The sequence below is a fragment of the Arthrobacter sp. UKPF54-2 genome, assembly GCF_007858535.1.
Taxonomy (GTDB): Bacteria; Actinomycetota; Actinomycetes; order Actinomycetales; family Micrococcaceae; genus Arthrobacter.
In genome coordinates this window covers 2867667-2885866 of sequence record NZ_CP040174.1, presented here as the reverse complement: position 1 = coordinate 2885866, position 18200 = coordinate 2867667, and the positions used below count along the sequence as shown (strand labels likewise).

Sequence of the window (18200 nt, the reverse complement as noted above, 5' to 3'; positions counted from 1 at the left end):
GGTTATGTTCGCTCCACATGTTTGAGGGATTTCAGGACGCGTTCCAGATGCCACTGCAGGTAGCTTGCCACCAGGCCGGCGGCTTCCCGGCGGTGGACCGGCGCGGAGGCGTCCGCCGCCGTCCAGTTGCCGGTCAGCAGCGCCCCCAGCAGCAGCACCGTCTCCGAGGCAGGCGCGGGGGAACCCGGCGGCCGGCACTCCCCGCAGACCATGCCCCCCAGCGCGGCGGAAAACGCGGTGTGCGGCCCCCTCGCACCGCAGCGGGCGCAGTCGGTAAAGCTGGGCGCCCAGCCGCCGGTGGACAGGGCGCGGAGCAGGTAGGAATCCAAGATCAGCTCGGGGGCGTGGTCGCCGCGGCTCAGCGACGCCAGCGCGCCGACCAGCAGGTTGTATTGGGCGGTGCCGGCCTCGCCGTCGACGTCGGTGAGCTTCTCCGCCGTCTCGGTCATCGCGGCCGCCACGGTGTAGCGGCCATAGTCGGCGGCGATGCTGGAGCCGTAGGCGCCCTTGGCGACGGCCTGCGTGACCACGTCCAGGGTACGCCCGGAGATCAGCTGCAGGTCCGCGACCATAAACGGTTCCAGCCTGGCGCCGAAGCGGCTGCTGGTCCGGCGGACACCCTTGGCGACCGCCCGGACCTGCCCGTGGTGCTTGGTCAGCAGGGTGATGATGCGGTCCGCTTCGCCGAGTTTGTGGGTGCGCAGCACCACGGCGTCGTCGCGATAGGCGCGCGCAGCAAAGGAAGAGGGTTGGGCCACAGTTAATCTTCGCACTGAGTTCGGGGAAACACTGCCATTGGAAATGCGGCCCTGCCGGCACGCGGCACCGCGCCGCTGGAGGATCCGGCGGCGCGGCGCGGCGGGCTGCTAGGCGCGGGCGTCCCGGATGGCGCGGTTGACGGCGGAGATGACGGCCTTGAGTGAGGCCATGGAGGTGTTGGCGTCGATCCCGACTCCCCACAGCACCCGCTCCCCCACGGCGCATTCGACGTAGGCTGCGGCCTGGGCGCTGCCGCCCTCGGAGAGGGCGTGCTCGCTGTAGTCCAGCACGCGGACGTCCACGCCGTCCTCACGCAGGATGCTCAGCAGCGCCGCGATCGGGCCGTTGCCGGTCCCGGTGCGCCGCAGCGGCTTGCCGTCCACCTTGAGCGCGGCGGTCAGGGTCATGGTGCCGTCTTCATCCGATTCGGTGCTGACCGCGCCGAGGGCGTAGCGGCCCCACTGGGTCTCAGCCGCGGCGGAGGGCAGGTACTCGTCCTGGAAGAGCTGCCACAGCTGGCTGCCGCTGACTTCGCCGCCCACCGTGTCGGTGCGGCGCTGGATCACGCCGGAGAACTCGATCTGCGCGCGGCGCGGCAGGTCCAGGTTGTGCTCGTTTTTGAGCAGGTACGCCACGCCGCCCTTGCCGGACTGCGAGTTGACCCGGATCACGGCCTCGTAGCTGCGGCCGAGGTCCTTGGGGTCCACCGGCAGGTACGGGACCTGCCAGGGGTAGTCGGCGATGTCCTTGCCGGCGGCGGCCGCGTCCCGTTCCAGGGCTTCCAGGCCCTTCTTGATGGCGTCCTGGTGGGAGCCGGAGAAGGCCGTGAAGACCAGGTCCCCGCCGTAGGGCGAGCGTTCCGCGACGGGCAGCTGGTTGCAGTACTCGACCGTGCGGCGGACGTCGTCGATGTCGGAGAAGTCGATCATCGGGTCGATGCCCTGGACGAACATGTTCAGGCCCAGGGTGACCAGGTCCACGTTGCCGGTCCGCTCCCCGTTGCCGAACAGGCAGCCCTCGATCCGGTCGGCCCCGGCCAGGTAGCCGAGCTCGGCGGCCGCGACGCCGGTCCCGCGGTCATTGTGCGGGTGCAGGGACAGGATAATGCCCTCGCGCGGGTGCAGGTGCCGGCTCATCCACTCGATGGAATCGGCGTACACGTTGGGGGTGGCCATCTCGACCGTGGCCGGCAGGTTGATGATCACTTGTCGGTCGGCGGAGGCTTCGAAGACGTCTGCGACGGCGTTGCAGACCCGCACGGCGTAGGCGAGTTCAGTGCCGGTGAAGGACTCCGGCGAGTACTCGTAGGTGATGTGGGTGTCCACGAGGGTTTCCTCGTACTTCTTGCACAGCCGGGCACCCTGCAGGGCGATGTCGAGGATGCCGTCCTCGTCCTGGTTGAACACGACCCGGCGCTGCAGGACCGACGTCGAGTTGTAGAGGTGCACAATGGCCTGCTTGGCGCCGACCAGAGATTCGTAGGTCCGCTCGATCAGGTGTTCGCGGGCCTGGGTCAGGACCTGGATGGTGACGTCGTCCGGAATGCGGTTGCCCTCGATGAGGTGGCGGACGAAGTCGAAGTCCGTCTGCGAGGCCGACGGGAACCCGACCTCTATTTCCTTGTAGCCCATCCGGACCAGCAGGTCGAACATCTTCATCTTGCGGGCCGGGCTCATCGGGTCGATCAGGGCCTGGTTGCCGTCACGCAGGTCGACCGCGCACCAGCGCGGGGCCTTGGTGATGACCTTGTCCGGCCAGGTGCGGTCCGGCAGTTCGACCGTGATCAGGTCCTGGAACGGGACGTAGCGGTGGACCGGCATTCCTGAGGGCTGCTGTGCGTTTCGCATTACTATCGGGGCCTTTTCTGTGGTTCCTGGTGAAAGGGTGGCCGGGCAACACAAACTCCGCAGCGAGGTTTGGCCTTGCGCTAGATCGCGTCTGAGGCCTCGCCGCGGCAGCTAAGAAGGAGCAGTTCTGCGCGCACATTTTCACACTAACACGGGTGCGTAAGATGAAGGAGCCATACCTCCGCAACGTCCACCATGCAGACGCCGCACCGGTGCCAGGCCCGGCGCAGCGTCCCCTTCGAAGGAGCCAGCAGTGCCGCTTTCCGGGATTGACCAGTCCACCATCGACGCCGGCGTCCGCCCCCAGGACGACCTTTACCGGCACTTCAACGGCAGGTGGCTGAAGAACACCCCGATCCCGGACGACCGGCCGCTCGAGGGGACCTTCACGGCGCTGCGCGACGGGTCGGAGCTGGCGGTCAAGGAGATCATCCTGGACGCGGCCGGCCGCGGCGCGGACGCGACCGGCATCGAACGCAAGATCGGGGACCTGTACAACAGCTTTATGGACGAGGACACGGTGGAGGCCAAGGGGGCGGAACCGATCCGCGCCCGGCTCGCCGAGGTTTTCGCCACCGCGTCCGTGGCCGAGCTGGTCCGGCTCGCCGGGCGGCTGTTCCGCGCCGACGTCTCCGGACTGTTCTACATCTATCCTGCCCCGGACGCGGGCAACCCGGACCGGATCCTGCTCTACACCGGCCAGGGCGGACTGGGGCTGCCGGACGAATCCTATTACCGCGACGAGAAATTCGCGCCGATGGTCCAGGCGTACCGCGACCACGTCCGCACCATGTTCGGGCTCGCCGGCATCCCCGACGCCGAGGGCGCTGCGGCCCGCGTGGTGGAGCTGGAGACGTCCCTGGCGGCGCACCACTGGGACAAGGTCACGCTGCGCAACCCGCAGAAAACCTACAACCTGAAGTCGGCCGGGGAGGTTGCGCAGCTGTTCCCGCTGCTCCCGGACTGGTTCGACGCCGCCGGCATCGCCCCGGAGAAACGCGCCGAGCTTGTGGTCAGCACCCCGGACTTCTTCGCGGGCACGGCCGCGCTGCTGGGAACGGTGCCGCTGTCCGTCTGGCAGGAATGGCTGGCACTGCGAGTCATCAGCGCGGCCGCGCCGTACCTGTCGGCCGCCTTCGTGGACGCGAACTTCGCGTTCTACGGCACCACGCTGAGCGGCACGCCGCGCAACCGGGACCGCTGGAAGCGGGGCGTCGCCGTCGTCGAGGCCGCCCTGGGCGAGGCGGTCGGGCAGATCTACGTGGCCCGGCACTTCCCGGAAAGCCACAAGGACCACATGCGCGCCCTGGTCGCCAACCTGATCGAGGCGTACCGCGGGTCGATCACGGACCTGGCCTGGATGGGCGAAGAGACCAAGGTGGAGGCGCTGAAAAAGCTCGATTCGTTCCGGGCCAAGATCGGCTACCCGGACAAGTGGATCGACTACTCCGCCGTGGTCATTGACGCGGCGGACCTGCTCGGCAACGTGGAGCGTGCCCACAGCGCCGACGTCGACCGGCACCTGGACGAGGTGGGCAAACCGGTGGACCGGGAGAAGTGGCTCATGACGCCGCAGACCGTCAACGCCTACTACCACCCGCTGCTGAACGAGATCGTGTTCCCGGCCGCGATCCTGCAGCCGCCGTTCTTCACCGCCGACGCCGACGACGCCGTCAACTACGGCGGCATCGGGGCCGTGATCGGCCATGAGATCGGTCACGGTTTTGATGACCAGGGCTCCCAGTACGACGGCAGCGGCCTGCTCCGCAACTGGTGGACCGAGGCGGACCGGACCGCGTTCGAGGCCCTGACCTCCAAGCTCGTGGCCCAGTTCGATGCCCTCTCCCCTGCCGAAGCCGCGGGCCATCACGTCAACGGCAAGCTGACACTCGGTGAGAACATCGGCGACCTTGGCGGCCTCACCATTGCATACAAGGCGTACCAGATCAGCCTCGGCGGTCAGGAGCCGCCGGTGCTGGACGGGCTTACCGGCGCGCAGCGGTTCTTCGCGTCCTGGGCCGCGAGCTGGCGGCAGGTGATCCGCGGCGAGGAGGCCGTCCGCAGGCTGGCCACGGATCCGCACTCCCCCAACGAGTTCCGCACCAACAACATCGCCAAGAACCTCGATGCCTTCCACGCGGCCTTCGAAACCGCGGAGCAGGACGGGATGTGGCTCGCGCCGGAGGAGCGGGTGAGTATCTGGTAGCGGGCAGCCGCCGCTGGTAGGGTCGCCCTCGTCCGGACGCTTGGCATCAGGAGACGGGGGAACAATGCTGGGACGCAGATCCGCATCCGCGGCGCTCGCCGCGCTCCTTCTCCTCGTGCTCCTGTCCGTGGTGGTGCAAGCCTGGGTCCTGCCGGCAGCGGTGGAGCGGGCGGTGACCCTTTTCCCTGAGGTCCGGCCCCTCACGGTCCCGGCCATCGTCTGGGGTGTCTGCTCGATCGCCTGCTGGCAGGCCATCGCCGTCATTGCCGTGCAGCTTCTCCGGCGCCGCCGTGACGGCCGCAGCGGCATCGCGCCGGGCAAGCTGCTCGCCGCGGCGGGCGGTTGCCTCGCCGCCTTCGTCGCGCTGGTAGTCGCCGCTTTCGTGGCGCTCAACCGCTTGGGCCACACACCCCCGGGGGTGATGCTGGGGCTCCTCGCCGCAGGGTTCACCGCGCTCATCACACTGGGAACGCTGGCATTCCTCGCCGGCAACCCGGCGCTTCCTAGCGTGTAATCAGCGCGGGGTTGGCCTGCTGGCAGACGGTGTCCCCGGCGGTCTGGTTGACGATGTCCGGCGGCAGTGTCGCCGGGGCGTCCGGTTGCTGGGTGGCGCCGGCGTAGTCGCGGCCCACATAGACCTGCACGCCGCTGACGCCGGCCGCCGGGAGCACCTGGGAGGCCGGGATCCCGAGCAGCGCGGCGACGTCGGCGGCGACGTCAGCAAAGTCCGCCCCGTAGTACACGGCCGTCTTCGCCACCGCCTTCGCGGTCAGCTGCCCCGTCTGGGTGAAGCCGCCCGCGGTCAGCGCGGCCACCAGTTCCTTGGCCCGGGCCGGGTCGCCGGAGCCGTTGGCCACGGTCACCGGCTGCAGGGCCTTGTTGTAGGCCGGGGCGGCGGGGCTCTGGCTGGCGGAGGGTTCCGCACTGGCGGAAGCACTGGCCGAGGCATCCGGCTTCGCGGCCGGGTCGGTCAGGTCGATGTCCTTGCGCATGGCCGCGAACAGCTGCGAAGCCGCCGGTTCGGCCAGCTGCAACCGGTTCTGGTCGGACACAGCAGGCTCGGTCGGGGCCGCGACGAAGGCAACCTTGCTGACATCAATATCCTTGAGCCGGTTTCCGACCGTCAACAGCGTCGGAACAGAGGCGAGCCCATCGTCGATGGTCAGGTTCTTGGTGATCGCGTCCGCAATGCCGAGCATCCGGCCGGGGTTCGAAAAGGTGCCGTCGTCCTTGATTTTGCGGACCAGGGAGGACAGGAAACCCTGCTGGGCCTTGATCCGGCCGAGGTCGCTGCCGTCCCCGAAGGCGTGCCGCGTCCGGACGAAGGACAGCGCCTGCTCGCCCTGGACCTTGGAGGTGCCCTTGGGCAGCCGGAGCCCGGAGTCGGGGTCGTAGATGGCGTCACTGACACAGACGTCGACGCCGCCGACAGTGTTGGACAGCTCCTTGACCGAGTTGAAATCGGCCATCATAAAGTGGTCGACCTCCAGGCCGGTAATCTTGTTGACCGTGTCCACGGCGCAGCCGATGCCGGCCTCGGACATGGCGGCGTTGATCATGACGTTCTTCTGGGCAGGGAACTCGCGCTTCGTTTTCTGGTCCACGCACTTGGGAATGTCCACCAGCAAATCGCGCGGGAAGCTGACCACGCTCACGCGTTTGTTGTCCGCGGAGATGTCCATCAGCATCATCACGTCCGAGTGGCCGTAGCCGGTGGATTCGGCCGCGCTGCCGTACTGCGAGTTCTTGCCGTCGCGGGTGTCCGAGCCGAGGATCAGGATCTGCATCCGGTCCTTTGCTTCGTCCACGGCGTCCTCGGTCCGGCTGTTCCCCGCGCCGAGCGCCTGCTTGGTGATATTTCCCTGCAGCCGGATGAACCAGTACGCGCCGAAGGCGACCACGCCCACGAGCAAAACCGAAATGATGAGGGTGGTGGCCTTCAGCCACACCGGGGTCCGCGGCGCGGCCCCCAGATGGCGGGCGGGGCCGACGGAAGTGTCTTCCGTGTGCCGGGCAGCGGCGTTTGACCGAACCGGGGAACCGGTTCCGTCTGCACGGTTGTCACGGGGTCGAACCACGGGTGGTGCCTTCCTTAGCGAGCGGGAGTCTGACCATTTTAGTGGCCGAAACTGGGAAAATCCCGATGGGCGTGCCGGGCCGGGGCCGCGGCGCCATTCCGCGGTCCGGGCCGGCGGTGCGGGAAGCTGAGCGGCGGGCGCGTGGCCCGCCGGCCGTCCCGCTGTCGTCGTCGGGGGTTAGAAGCCCAGTTTCACCAACTGCTTCGGGTCGCGCTGCCAGTCCTTGGCGACTTTAACGTGCAGGTCAAGGTAGATCCGGGCCCCGAGCAGCGCCTCGATGGCCTTGCGGGCCGTGGTGCCGACCTCCCGGAGCCGGGCGCCGCCCTTACCGATAATGATGGCCTTCTGCGAGGGCCGCTCCACGTAGAGGTTTACCCGCACGTCCAGGAAGGGGCGGTCCTCGGGGCGTCCCTCGCGCGGAACGATCTCGTCGACCACCACCGCGAGGGAGTGTGGAAGTTCGTCACGCACGCCTTCGAGGGCGGCCTCGCGGATCAGTTCGGCGATCATCACCGCTTCGGGCTCGTCGGTCAGGTGCCCGTCCGGGTAGAGCGGCGGCGACGGCGGCATGTGGCTGATAAGTACGTCCGCGACGGTGCCGACCTGGAAGCCGTCCGTGGCGGAGACCGGCACGATGTCCTTCCAGCCCTCCCCGCCCAGCACCTCGCGGCCCAGGGCGGCGACGGCGAGCAGCTGCTCGGTCAGCCCCTGGCGGTCCACGGTGTCGGCCTTCGTCACGACCGCGATGACCGGCTTGTTTCCGAGGGCGGCGAGCTGTGCGGCGATGAACTTGTCCCCGGGGCCGATCTTTTCGTTGGCGGGCAGGCAGAAACCGATCGCGTCGACCTCGGCGAGGGTATCGGCGACGAGTTCGTTCAGGCGCTTGCCGAGCAGGGTGCGCGGCCGGTGCAGTCCGGGGGTGTCGACGAGGATCAGCTGGGAGTCCTCGCGGTGCACGATGCCGCGGATGGTGTGGCGGGTGGTCTGCGGCTTGGCCGAGGTGATGGCGACCTTCTGCCCGACCAGGGCGTTGGTGAGCGTGGATTTGCCCGCGTTGGGCCGTCCCACCAGCACCGCGAAACCGGCCCGGTAACCGCCGAAGGGCGCTTCGCCGTCGGACTTATTCTGCTTGCTCACGTGGAACTCCCTGTTGCGTTGGTTCGGCCTCGTCGAGAAGGTCTTCAAGGTCAGTTTCTTCCTTTGGAACTGCGGCCGCAATGATGTGGCTGACACGGTTCCGGCGTCCCTCGAGCCGGTCGGCACGGAGGGTGACGCCGTCGACAGCGACGGTGCTCCCGACGATCGGCACCCGGCCGAGGGCCTTCGCGAGCAGCCCGCCCACGGTGTCCACCTCGTCGTCGTCGAGTTCGAGGTCAAAGAGCTCGCCGAGGTCGTCGATGCTCATCTTGGCACTGACCCGGTAGCTGCCGTCGCCCAGTTCCACGGCTTCGGCGGCCTCCGTGTCGTATTCATCCACGATCTCGCCGACGAGTTCCTCGATCAGGTCCTCCAGCGTGACCAGCCCGGCGGTCCCGCCGTACTCGTCGATCACGATCGCGACGTGCGTCGATTCCTTTTGCAGCTCGCGGAGCAGCTCGCTCACCGGCTTCGAATCGGGGACGTAGCGGACCTCGCGGGCCAGTTCGTCGACGAGCGGCGGCTCTTGGCCCGGGGCCAGGTTGTGGACCACTGCGGCGACGTCCTTGAGGTACACGATGCCGAGGATCTGGTCCGTGTTTTCCCCGATGACCGGGATCCGCGAGTACCCGGAGCGCAGGAACAGCGACATCGCCCGGTGCAGGCTGGAGCCCGAGTCGATGCAGAGGATGTCGGTCCGGGGCACCATAACGGAGCGGACCAGCGTGTCGCCGAAGTCGAAGACCGACTGGATCAGCTCGGCCTCGTTATCCTCGATCACGTCGGATTCGCTGGCGCGTTCAACCAGTTCGCGGAACTCCTCTTCGCTGAAGAAGGCCTCGTTGTCCGCCGGCGCGCCGGGGGCGACGGCGCTGCCGACGGTGACCAGCCAGCCCGGGATGGGGCCGAGCACCCAGCAGAGCCAGCGGATCAGCGGCGCCGAGAACCGGACCAGTCCGGCCGAGTGCACCCGGCCCAGCTGGCGCGGGGACACACCGACGATCACAAAGCCCACCAGGGCCATGATGCCCGTGGCGGCCAGGCCCGCGAGCCAGACGTTGTCCAGCAGGCTGTGGAGCAGCACGGTCACGGCCACCGCGGAGGCCATCTCGAACCACACACGCCAGAACCGCAGCGCGCGCATGTGCGCGACCGGCTGGCCCATGATCCGTTTCAGCGCGGTGCCGCGGCTGTGCAGGATTGCGTGTTCGGCGTCGTGCCGGGGAAGGTAGTTGAAGGCCGCCTCGGCCGCGGTGAGGACGGCGGCAAAGCTGAGGAAGACCAGCGCCATGCCGGCCAGGATCAGTGGGGTCACTGCATCGTCTCTGCCGGGGCGTCCCTGCCGGTGAAGCCGGAGAGCAGCTCGCGCTGCAGGCCGAACATCTCTTCCTTCTCCTCCGGTTCCGCGTGGTCAAAGCCGAGCAGGTGCAGGATGCCGTGGGTGGTGAGCAGAAGCATCTCGTCCTGGGTCGAGTGCCCGGCGTTCTTGGCCTGCACCTCGGCCACCTGGGGGCAGATCGCGATGTCGCCCAGCATGCCCTGCGGTGTCGGCTTGTCCGGCGTGCCGGGGGTGAGCTCGTCCATCGGCACGGAGAGCACGTCCGTGGACCCCGGCTCGTCCATGAGTTCGATGTGCAGCTTCTCCATGGCGGGCTCGTCGACCAGCAGGATGGAGAGTTCCGCCTGCGGGTGGATGAAGAGCCGTTCGAAGACAAACCGGGCCAGGGCCACCAGTTCCGCTTCGTCGACGCTCACGCCTGATTCGTTGTTGACCTCGATGCTCATGCGCGTTCTCCCCGGTTCTCCCGGGCGACGGAAGGCTTGACCCGGTTCCTTTGTGTCTCGTCCCAGTTGCTGTAGGCGGTCACGATGTCGCCCACCAGCCGGTGCCGGACGACGTCGGAGGCGTCCAGGCCCGAGAAATTGACGTCCTCGATTCCCTGCAGGATCTCTTCGACGATCCGCAGCCCGGAACGGGTGCCGAACGGCAGGTCCACCTGGGTGACGTCGCCGGTGACGACCATTTTGGAGCCGAAGCCCAGCCGGGTGAGGAACATCTTCATCTGCTCGGGCGTGGTGTTCTGGGCCTCGTCCAGGATGATGAAAGCGTCGTTGAGCGTGCGCCCGCGCATGTAGGCCAGCGGCGCCACCTCGATGGTGCCGGCTGCCATCAGCCGAGGGATCGATTCGGGATCCATCATGTCGTGCAGCGCATCGTAGAGCGGGCGCAGGTAGGGATCGATCTTGTCGCTGAGCGTGCCCGGCAGGAAGCCCAGCCGCTCCCCCGCTTCCACCGCCGGACGGGTCAGGATGATCCGGTTGACTTCCTTCTGCTGCAGGGCCTGGACCGCCTTGGCCATGGCCAGGTAGGTCTTGCCGGTGCCGGCCGGGCCGATCCCGAAGATCACCGTGTTCGCGTCGATCGCATCCACATAGTTCTTCTGGTTCAGGGTCTTGGGCCGGATGGTCTTGCCGCGGCTGGAGAGGATGTTGGTGGTCAGGACGTCCACGGGATTCTGCAGCGACTGGCTGCGCAGCAGTGAGACCAACTGCTGCAGCACGGCGGGCGTGATGACGGTGCCGCGGGCCACGAGGCCGCGCACTTCGTTGAGCAGGCGCATGATCCGGGGCACGTCGGCGGCCGGGCCGCTGATGGCGAGCTCGTTGCCGCGGACATGGAAGTCGACGTCGGGGAACTGGGTTTCGATGAAGCGCAGGGCCTCATCGTGGCTGCCCAGGGACTGCACCATCTGGTCGGAGTTGTCGAACAGGACCACTTCCGTCCGCAGGCCTGGGAGGGAGTGGGGAAATTCCCCTGCGGTGCGCTCGCCCGCGCTGATCCGGGCCTTGCCGTTGGCTGCTTCAGTCATGGTGTTGGCCCGTGGGCCTCTGGTCCCCTCCAGTTCGGAAATGGTCGCCCGCCGTTGCCGGCCGACGCCGGTCCGGGCCGTCGGCGCCGGGTTCCGGCGGGTCCCTTTATCTTACGCCAGCCCGGCCCGGGACCGGCGCCCGGGGCCCGGGGCAGCGACATTAGGTATCAACTTCATATCGTCCTCATATCGTTCCCGTTGCAGTTCGCCGGCCGGCCGGGAAACCCGCCCGGAGCGCCCGGGCGCTGTGTAATGCTGGATTCGGCCCTGCCGGGCCCGGCGCCGCCCTTCCCTGACGGAGCACGGCCACCCCGGCGCGGCGGACACCCTGCATGCGGAACAAACCCGGCAGGCACGGAGCAGTGCACGAATCAGTGCACACAGCGAAGGGACGGCGGCCATCAGCCAGCGTGGAGTAGTCAAGGCAGCAGGCCGGCGTGCGCGCCGCGGCGCCCTGCTCCTGGTGCTGCCCGCCGCCCTGGCCCTGTCCGGCTGCGTGGCCACACCCCAGCCGGGGATCACCGACTCGGGCACTCCCACCCAGACGGTCCCCGGCCCGGCCGCGGGCGCCGCCACCACCAGCGCGCCGCTGGAGTCCACGCAGGCGTCCAACAAGGCCCCGGTCTACTGGATCGGACGCAGCAACAACAACGTCTTCCTCTACCGGGAGTTCCGGGACGTCTCCGAGCAGGACAACCCGATCACGCGGGCCCTGCGGGTGATGATGTCCGAGAAACCGCTGGATCCCGACTTCTTCACCCCGTGGCAGAACCCGAAAAAGCTGGCCACCTCGATTTCCGGCAAGAACGTGATCACAGTCGACGTGTCGGCGGACGCGTTCAACAGCAACCTCGACGCCGACATGGCCGAACGCGCGATCCAGCAGCTGGTCTACACCGCCACCGCCGCCGGTGCCAGCGCGGGCTTGACCGACGCCGGGCAGCAGATCCAGGTGGTCATCCTGGTGGACGGGCACACCGACTACGTCGCGTTCAACCGCGTCCGGCTCGGTTCGCCGACCTCGCGCAGCGCCGGCATGGTGGCACCGGTGTGGATCGTCGATCCGCAGGAGGGCACCCAGGCAGCCGACGGGGCCGTGAAGTTTTCCGGCCGGAGCACCGTCCCGGGCGGCAAGCTGCGCTGGGAAATCCAGCGCGTCGACGGCACCACCAAGACCCCCTACCTGAACGGCAACATCACCGCATCCCCCGACGGCGCGCAGGCCGGCCTGTTCAACTTCTCGCTGAACCTCGGTCCCGGCAGCTATGAGGCCCGGGTGTCGCAGGTGGACCCGGCCAGCTCGGTGCAGGACCTGAACGTGGACACCCGCGGCTTCACCGTCCGCTAGGCAGGGCGCCGGGCAGCGGCGCCGCCCTCCAGCCCTCCGGCTACCAGCGGCCGAGCACGTCGCTGGCCAGCACGGTGGCAGCGGGGCCCGCGGTGGACGAGCGCAGCACATGATGGCCCAGCAGGGCGGTCACCGCACCGGCGTCGCACAGCCGGGTGACCTCGCGGGGGCTGATCCCGCCCTCGGGACCGACAATCAGGAGCACCTCGCGCGGTTCGCCGCCGTCGTTCCCCTGCCCTTGGGCCTCGCCGCGCCAGGTTTCCAGCACCTGGCGAAGCGGACGCACCGCGTCCTCGTGCAGGATAACGGCGAGATCCGCGGCCGCCACGGCTGCCTGCAGGCCGCCGCCGTCGACGGCGTACCGGACTTCCGGGATCCAGGCGCGGCGCGCCTGCTTTGCGGCGGCCGTCACCACGGACTGCCACTTGGCGTGCGCCTTCGCGGCGCGCTCGGGCTTCCAACGGACGATCGACCGCTCCGCCTGCCAGGGCACGACGGCGTCGATGCCCAGTTCGGTGGCGGTTTCGGCGGCGAGTTCGTCGCGGTCGCCCTTGGCCAGCGCCTGCACCAGGACCAGCCTGATGTCCGGCCGCGCCTCGGTGCTGGCCTCGACGCATTCCACCGTCAACTCCTGGGGCGCGACGGCCGTGACGGTGCCGGTGATGCGGGTGCCCGCGCCGTCGGCAAGGTCGACCGCCTCCCCCACGGCCAGCCGCTTGACGGTCACCGCGTGGCGCGCCTCGGCGCCCGTGAGGACGAACGTTGTACCGGGGGCCTGGTCGTCCAGGGTCCCTGCCGGCGTGAAGAAGACCGGGTTACTCACCGCTACAGGTTACCGAGCCGGTCCCGCAGTTTGGCGAAGACGCCGCCGCCGGCGGCCAGCTTGCCCTCGGTGAACTGCTCGCCGCGGAGTTTGGCGAGCTGGCGGAGAAGGTCCTCCTGGGCGGGGTCGAGCTTGGCCGGGGTGTCCACCTGGAGGTGTACCTTGAGGTCGCCGCGGCCGTAGCCGCGCAGGTGGGTCACACCCATGCCGCGAAGCGTGATGACCTCGCCCGACTGGGTGCCTGCCTTGACGTCAATCTCCTGCGCGCCGTCGAAGGTCTCGAAGGTCACTTCCGTGCCCAGGGCGGCCGCGGTCATCGGAATGTGCAGGGTCGCGTGCAGGTCGTCACCCTCACGGTCGAAGGTCGGGTCGCTGTTGACCCGGATCTCGACGTACAGATCGCCGGAGGGACCGCCGGCCGGGCCGGCTTCACCCTGGCCGGAGAGCTGGATGCGGGTTCCGGTGGCGACGCCGGCCGGGACCTTGACGGTGAGCGAGCGGCGGCTGCGGATCCGGCCCTGGCCGGCGCACTCATTACACGGGTCCTTGATCACGGTACCGAAGCCTTCGCAGCTGCCGCACGGGGCGGTGGTCATGACCTGGCCGAGGATGGAGCGCACCGCGCGCTGGACCTGGCCGCTGCCGCCGCAGATGTCGCAGCGTTCGGGGTGGCTGCCCTCGCGGCAGCAGGAGCCCTCGCAGGTGGGGCACGTGACGGCGGTGTCCACCTCGAGCTTCTTGTTGACGCCGAAGACGGCGTCGCGAAGGTCAATCCGGACGCTGATCAGGGCGTCCTGCCCGCGCCGGACCCTGGACGCGGGGCCGCCCTGGCCGCCGGCGCCGCCGAAGAAGGTCTCGAAGATGTCCTGGAAGGCGAAGCCCTGCCCGGCGTAGCCGCCGCCGAAGCCGTTGTCGGTGCCGTTCTCGTTGCCCGTGGTGTCGTAGACCCGGCGTTTCTGCGGATCGGAGAGCACCTCGTAGGCGTGCGTAACCGCCTTGAACCGGTCCGAGGCGTCGTTACCGGGGTTCACGTCGGGGTGCAGGGTCCGCGCGAGTTTGCGGTAGGCCTTCTTGATTTCTTCCCCCGTCGCTTCGCGGGAGACTCCAAGAACGTCGTAGTGGCTGCTCAAAGTGTGTATCTCTTCCTGGTTGTATTGCCGGTGGGGCACTGCCTGTTACGGGCAAGACGTCTGGTGCCGGAGCCGGGCCGTCAGGGCCCGAGGATCCGTGAAAGGTAACGGGCCACCGCACGGACGGCGGCCATGGTGGTGGGATAGTCCATCCGCGTGGGTCCGAGCACCCCGACCTTGGCGGTGGCGTCCGGGCCGTAGCCGGTGGCCACCACGGAGGCCTCGGAGAGGCCGTCGTAGGGGTTCTCCCGCCCGATACTGACGGTGACGCCACGGGGGTCCTGCGCCATGTCGCTGAGCAGGCGCAGCATCACCACCTGCTCCTCGAGGGCCTCGAGCACAGGCCCGATGCTGAGCGGGAAGTCCACGTTGGACCGTGCCAAGTTGGCCGTGCCGGCCATGACCATCCGTTCCTCGCGGCTGCTCGCCGCCAGCGACTCAAGCCCGCGGGCGAGGGCCTGCGCCGCGCCGCGCCGCGCCGGCGGGCAGCTGTCCGCGACTGCCTGCAGCGATTGTGGCAGCAGGTTCAACGGGGTGCCCGACAGTTTGGCCAGGAACAGGGTGCGCAGTTCCGCGAGGGTCTCGTCGCCGAGGTCCTGGCCGACGTCGATCACCCGCTGTTCGACCTTGCCGGTGTCCGCGATCAGCACGGTCAGCACCTTGCGCGGTGCCAGCAGCACAAATTCGATGTGCCGGACCCGGGCCCTGCTCAGCAGCGGATACTGCACGACGGCGACCTGGTTCGTCAGCTGCGAGAGCAGCCGCACGGTCCGGTCGAGGACGTCGTCGAGGTCGTCGGAGCCCTCCAGCAGCGCCTGGATGGCTCGGCGTTCCGCCGGGGACAGCGGCTTCACGGCCGAAATCTGGTCCACGAACAGGCGGTAGCCCTTGTCGGTGGGGATCCGCCCGGCGCTGGTGTGCGGCGCCGTGATCAGGCCCTCGTCCTCCAGGGCTGCCATGTCGTTGCGGATCGTGGCGCTGGAGACGCCCAGGTGGTGCCGCTCCACCAGCGCCTTGGATCCGACCGGTTCACGGGAATGGACGTAGTCCTCCACGATGGCGCGCAGCACTTCAAGTTTGCGTGGCTCGCTCACGCCCCACCTCCAATCGACCTGTTTTCACTGAGCCGGGTGCCGCCGGGCGTGACGGGACGCGCCCGGGAACCCGTGGTTAGCACTCGACATGCCTAAGTGCTAACCAGTCTAATATGACTCGGGCCGTTGTTAGCATTGGATTCGCTGCGGGCGTGACCGCCGGAAGAGGTGTTTCCGGGCACACCGCAGGCCGAGGGGCCGTTCCCTCCCCCGAAATTTCCGAGCGCAAAGCAGTGTGTAGCAGATGACGTACCAGAACTGGGGACCGCAGGACCTGTCCGCCCCCGCCAAGGCCCAGCTCCCTGAAATCCCGGTGGAGCGCGGCATGGTGCTGGAGGACGTACAGTCCGGCTGGGTGGGCGCCGTGACCCGGGTGGAGAAGTCCGGCGGCATGCACGTCGTGGCCCTCGAAGACCGGCGCGGCAAGTCCCGTTCCTTCCGGCTGGGCTTCGGCTTCCTGCTGGAAGGCCAGCCCATCCGGCTCATGCCGCCCGCCCCCCGGGCCCCCGCTGCGGGGGCCGGGGCGCGCACGGCCTCCGGCTCGGTGCGGGTGGCCGGACAGCGCGCCCAGGTGGCCAAGGCCAGCCGGATCTGGGTGGAAGGCAAGCACGACGCCGAGCTCGTCGAGAAGGTCTGGGGCGATGACCTGCGGGTCGAGGGCATCGTCGTCGAGCCGCTGCACGGCATCGACGACCTCGCTGCCGCCGTGAAGGAGTTCGGGCCCGGCCCGGCACGGCGTCTCGGTGTGCTGGTGGACCACCTCGTTCCGGATTCGAAGGAGTCCCGGATCGCCGACGCCGTGATGGCGTCCCCGGGGGCCGCCGGCAACGTGCTGATAGTGGGTCACCCGTACGTGGACGTCTGGCAGGCCATCCGCCCGGCCGTGCTGGGCATTGAGCAGTGGCCCGTGATCCCGCGCGGGGTGGACTGGAAGACCGGGATCCTCACGGCCTTCGGCTGGCCGCGCGGCAGCAAGGAGGACATCGGCCTGGGCTGGCAGAAACTCCTCGGCGCCGTCCGCAGCTACGCGGACCTGGAACCGTCCCTGCTGGGCCGGGTGGAAGAAGTCATCGACTTCCTTACGGTGCCGTAACCGCCCTGCGGTGCGCCGGTTCGGTGCCCGAGCACGTATTCTTGGAACGGCGCCCGCAACGTTTGTTGCGGCCGCGGCCCCACAAGTACCAATGCTCCACCGCAATCCAAAGGACGAAACGTGGCAGAAGATGCACGCGAACACACGGACCACCAGGCAGGCCATGGCGAGTCGCAGTATCACGGCGTGCCCGCTAATGCCCTGCCGCTGACGGCGAGCGAGGACCGGCAGTGGGCCACCCTGGCGCACTTTGGCGGCATCCTCGGCTGCATCCCCGCGCTGCTGATCTACCTGATCTTCAAGGACCGCGGCCCGTTCACCGCGCAGGAGTCGAAGGAAGCCCTCAACTTCACGCTGCCGCCTACGATCGCCGCCGTCCTCGCCAACCTGCTGGTGTTCGTCCCGGTGGTCGGAAACCTGTTCGCTGTCCTGGCGACCGCCATCTGGCTTGCCCTCGCGTGCTTCTCCGTGGCCGCGGGCATCCACGTCAACCGCGGCCAGCCGCACCGCTACGAGTACAACCTCCGCTGGATCAAGTAGCGCGAACGGACACTTGAGGCCCGCGGGGGGCTGCTCCTAGTCGGGCAGGATCCTGCGGACCACCGCGTCCGCCAGCAGCCGCCCCTTGAGCGTGAGCACCAGGCGGCCCTTGAAGGCCTTGACCGGATCCACAAGCCCGTCTGCAATCAGGCCGGCCACGGCGTGCCGTCCGGTGTCCCCCAGTCCGCCCAGGCCCGGGATGTCCAGTCCGGTCACCAGCCGGGCCTCGAGCATCACGCGCTCGACGTGGCGGGTTTCCGAATCGAGGGTCTCCCGGCCGGCGGCCGGCGATACGCCCGAGCCCAGCCGGGACGCGTAGGCCGTGGGATGCTTGACGTTCCACCAGCGGACCCCGCCGACATGTGAGTGGGCGCCCGGTCCGATCCCCCACCAGTCGTCCCCGCGCCAGTAGGCCAGATTGTGGCGGCAGGCCTGCTCAGGGGTGCGCGCCCAGTTGCTGACCTCGTACCAGCCCAGCCCGGCGGCGGTGATCAGTTCGTCGGCGAGTTCGTACTTGGCGGCGTGGTCGTCGTCGTCGATTCCGGGAACCTCGCCGCGGCGGATCTGGGCGGCGAGCTTGGTACCGTCCTCGACAATCAGCGCGTAGGCGCTGATGTGGTCCGGGCCGTAGGAGAGCGCCGTCTCCAGCGAATACCGCCAGTCCTCCAGCGACTCGCCGGGGGTGCCGTAGATCAGGTCCAGGCTGACGGCGAGGCCGGCCTCGCGGGCCCATTGGACCACCTGCGGCACGCGGCTGGGCGTGTGGGTGCGGTCCAGGACCTTCAGGACGTGCGGCACGGCGGACTGCATGCCGAACGAAACCCGGGTGAAGCCGGCGTCGGCGAGCAGCTGCAGGGATTCGGGGGTGACGGAGTCCGGGTTGGCCTCGGTGCTGACCTCGGCGCCGGGCTCCAGGCCCCAGGTCCTGATGGCGGCCGCCAGGATGCTGGCCAGATCCGCCGCCGGCAAGAGCGTCGGCGTGCCGCCGCCAAAGAAGACGGTGCTGAGCCGGCGCTCCGGCAGACCTGTTGCTGCGAGCACCCGGCCGGCGAACTCCACCTCGGCGACGGCGGTGCCGGCGTAGGCGTCCTGCGAGGCACCGCCGCCGAGCTCGGTGGCGGTGTAGGTGTTGAAGTCACAGTAGCCGCAGCGTACGGCGCAGAACGGAATGTGCACGTAGAGCCCGAAGGCCCGCTCCGCGGCGCCCTCCAGCGCCTGGCCGGGCAGGAGCCCGTCCGGCGGCGCGGGGTCACCGAGGGGAAGCGCGCTTGGCAT

At 68.9% G+C, this 18200-nt stretch carries 16 protein-coding genes; 5 read left to right on the top strand and 11 right to left on the bottom strand.

The features are described from left to right. Positions 1-2: 2 nt before the first annotated feature. On the bottom strand, positions 3-758 hold the full coding sequence (recO, locus tag E7Y32_RS13290) for a DNA repair protein RecO (RefSeq protein WP_146337517.1): 756 nt from the start codon (positions 756-758) through the stop codon (positions 3-5). A gap of 108 nt (positions 759-866) precedes the next feature. After that, entirely contained in the window at positions 867-2606 is a 1740-nt protein-coding gene (gene leuA, locus E7Y32_RS13285) for a 2-isopropylmalate synthase (protein WP_146337516.1), read from the bottom strand. 253 nt (positions 2607-2859) lie between these two features. Between leuA and E7Y32_RS13280 the strand changes: the two genes are divergently transcribed. Together E7Y32_RS13280 and E7Y32_RS13275 are read left to right on the top strand one after the other, a co-directional pair. After that, positions 2860-4812 carry a M13 family metallopeptidase gene (locus E7Y32_RS13280; protein ID WP_146337515.1) on the top strand — a complete coding sequence of 651 codons (1953 nt, stop codon included), beginning with the start codon at positions 2860-2862 and terminating at the stop codon, positions 4810-4812. Positions 4813-4876: 64 nt separating this feature from the next. Then, positions 4877-5326: a DUF2975 domain-containing protein gene (locus E7Y32_RS13275; RefSeq protein ID WP_146337514.1), complete on the top strand. Its 450-nt coding sequence runs from the start codon at positions 4877-4879 to the stop codon at positions 5324-5326. Here E7Y32_RS13275 and E7Y32_RS13270 read toward each other — a convergent pair. The 5 genes from E7Y32_RS13270 to E7Y32_RS13250 form a co-directional block, all read right to left on the bottom strand. Further along, positions 5316-6890, bottom strand: coding sequence for an LCP family protein (locus E7Y32_RS13270; protein WP_146337513.1), 1575 nt, complete (start codon positions 6888-6890; stop codon positions 5316-5318). The two genes, E7Y32_RS13275 and E7Y32_RS13270, sit on opposite strands and share 11 nt — an antisense overlap. A gap of 177 nt (positions 6891-7067) precedes the next feature. Beyond that, the gene (gene era / locus E7Y32_RS13265) at positions 7068-8027 is read right to left on the bottom strand and encodes a GTPase Era (protein ID WP_146337512.1); all 960 of its coding nucleotides are present in this window, start codon (positions 8025-8027) and stop codon (positions 7068-7070) included. Further along, positions 8011-9342, bottom strand: a complete 1332-nt coding sequence (locus E7Y32_RS13260; protein WP_146337511.1) for a hemolysin family protein — start codon at positions 9340-9342, stop codon at positions 8011-8013. The genes era and E7Y32_RS13260 overlap by 17 nt, the downstream gene beginning before the upstream one ends. Beyond that, positions 9339-9812: an rRNA maturation RNase YbeY gene (ybeY, locus tag E7Y32_RS13255; RefSeq protein ID WP_146337510.1), complete on the bottom strand. Its 474-nt coding sequence runs from the start codon at positions 9810-9812 to the stop codon at positions 9339-9341. Before ybeY ends, E7Y32_RS13260 begins: the two co-directional genes overlap by 4 nt. After that, positions 9809-10897: a PhoH family protein gene (locus tag E7Y32_RS13250; RefSeq protein ID WP_146337509.1), complete on the bottom strand. Its 1089-nt coding sequence runs from the start codon at positions 10895-10897 to the stop codon at positions 9809-9811. The genes ybeY and E7Y32_RS13250 overlap by 4 nt, the downstream gene beginning before the upstream one ends. Before the next feature lie 463 nt (positions 10898-11360). Between E7Y32_RS13250 and E7Y32_RS13245 the strand changes: the two genes are divergently transcribed. Beyond that, positions 11361-12245, top strand: coding sequence for a GerMN domain-containing protein (locus E7Y32_RS13245; RefSeq protein WP_261382447.1), 885 nt, complete (start codon positions 11361-11363; stop codon positions 12243-12245). Positions 12246-12285: 40 nt separating this feature from the next. Here the strand turns inward: E7Y32_RS13245 and E7Y32_RS13240 are convergent, their stop codons facing one another. The 3 genes from E7Y32_RS13240 to hrcA all read right to left on the bottom strand — a co-directional run bounded on the left by E7Y32_RS13240 (position 12286) and on the right by hrcA (position 15292). Next, complete coding sequence (locus tag E7Y32_RS13240) at positions 12286-13068, bottom strand: 16S rRNA (uracil(1498)-N(3))-methyltransferase (RefSeq protein WP_146337507.1); 783 nt, start codon at positions 13066-13068, stop codon at positions 12286-12288. A gap of 2 nt (positions 13069-13070) precedes the next feature. Continuing rightward, a complete protein-coding gene (dnaJ, locus tag E7Y32_RS13235; RefSeq protein WP_146337506.1) occupies positions 13071-14198 on the bottom strand; it encodes a molecular chaperone DnaJ in 1128 nt (375 codons plus the stop codon). Positions 14199-14278: 80 nt separating this feature from the next. Further along, positions 14279-15292, bottom strand: coding sequence for a heat-inducible transcriptional repressor HrcA (gene hrcA / locus E7Y32_RS13230; protein ID WP_146337505.1), 1014 nt, complete (start codon positions 15290-15292; stop codon positions 14279-14281). 244 nt (positions 15293-15536) lie between these two features. On the opposite strand from hrcA, the gene E7Y32_RS13225 reads away from it, so the two are divergent. Together E7Y32_RS13225 and E7Y32_RS13220 are read left to right on the top strand one after the other, a co-directional pair. Further along, positions 15537-16385, top strand: coding sequence for a DUF3097 domain-containing protein (locus tag E7Y32_RS13225; protein WP_146337504.1), 849 nt, complete (start codon positions 15537-15539; stop codon positions 16383-16385). A 120-nt stretch (positions 16386-16505) separates the two neighbouring features. Further along, entirely contained in the window at positions 16506-16925 is a 420-nt protein-coding gene (locus tag E7Y32_RS13220) for a DUF4870 domain-containing protein (protein WP_146337503.1), read from the top strand. 36 nt (positions 16926-16961) lie between these two features. Here E7Y32_RS13220 and hemW read toward each other — a convergent pair whose 3' ends face one another. Next, positions 16962-18200, bottom strand: coding sequence for a radical SAM family heme chaperone HemW (gene hemW, locus E7Y32_RS13215; protein ID WP_146337502.1), 1239 nt, complete (start codon positions 18198-18200; stop codon positions 16962-16964).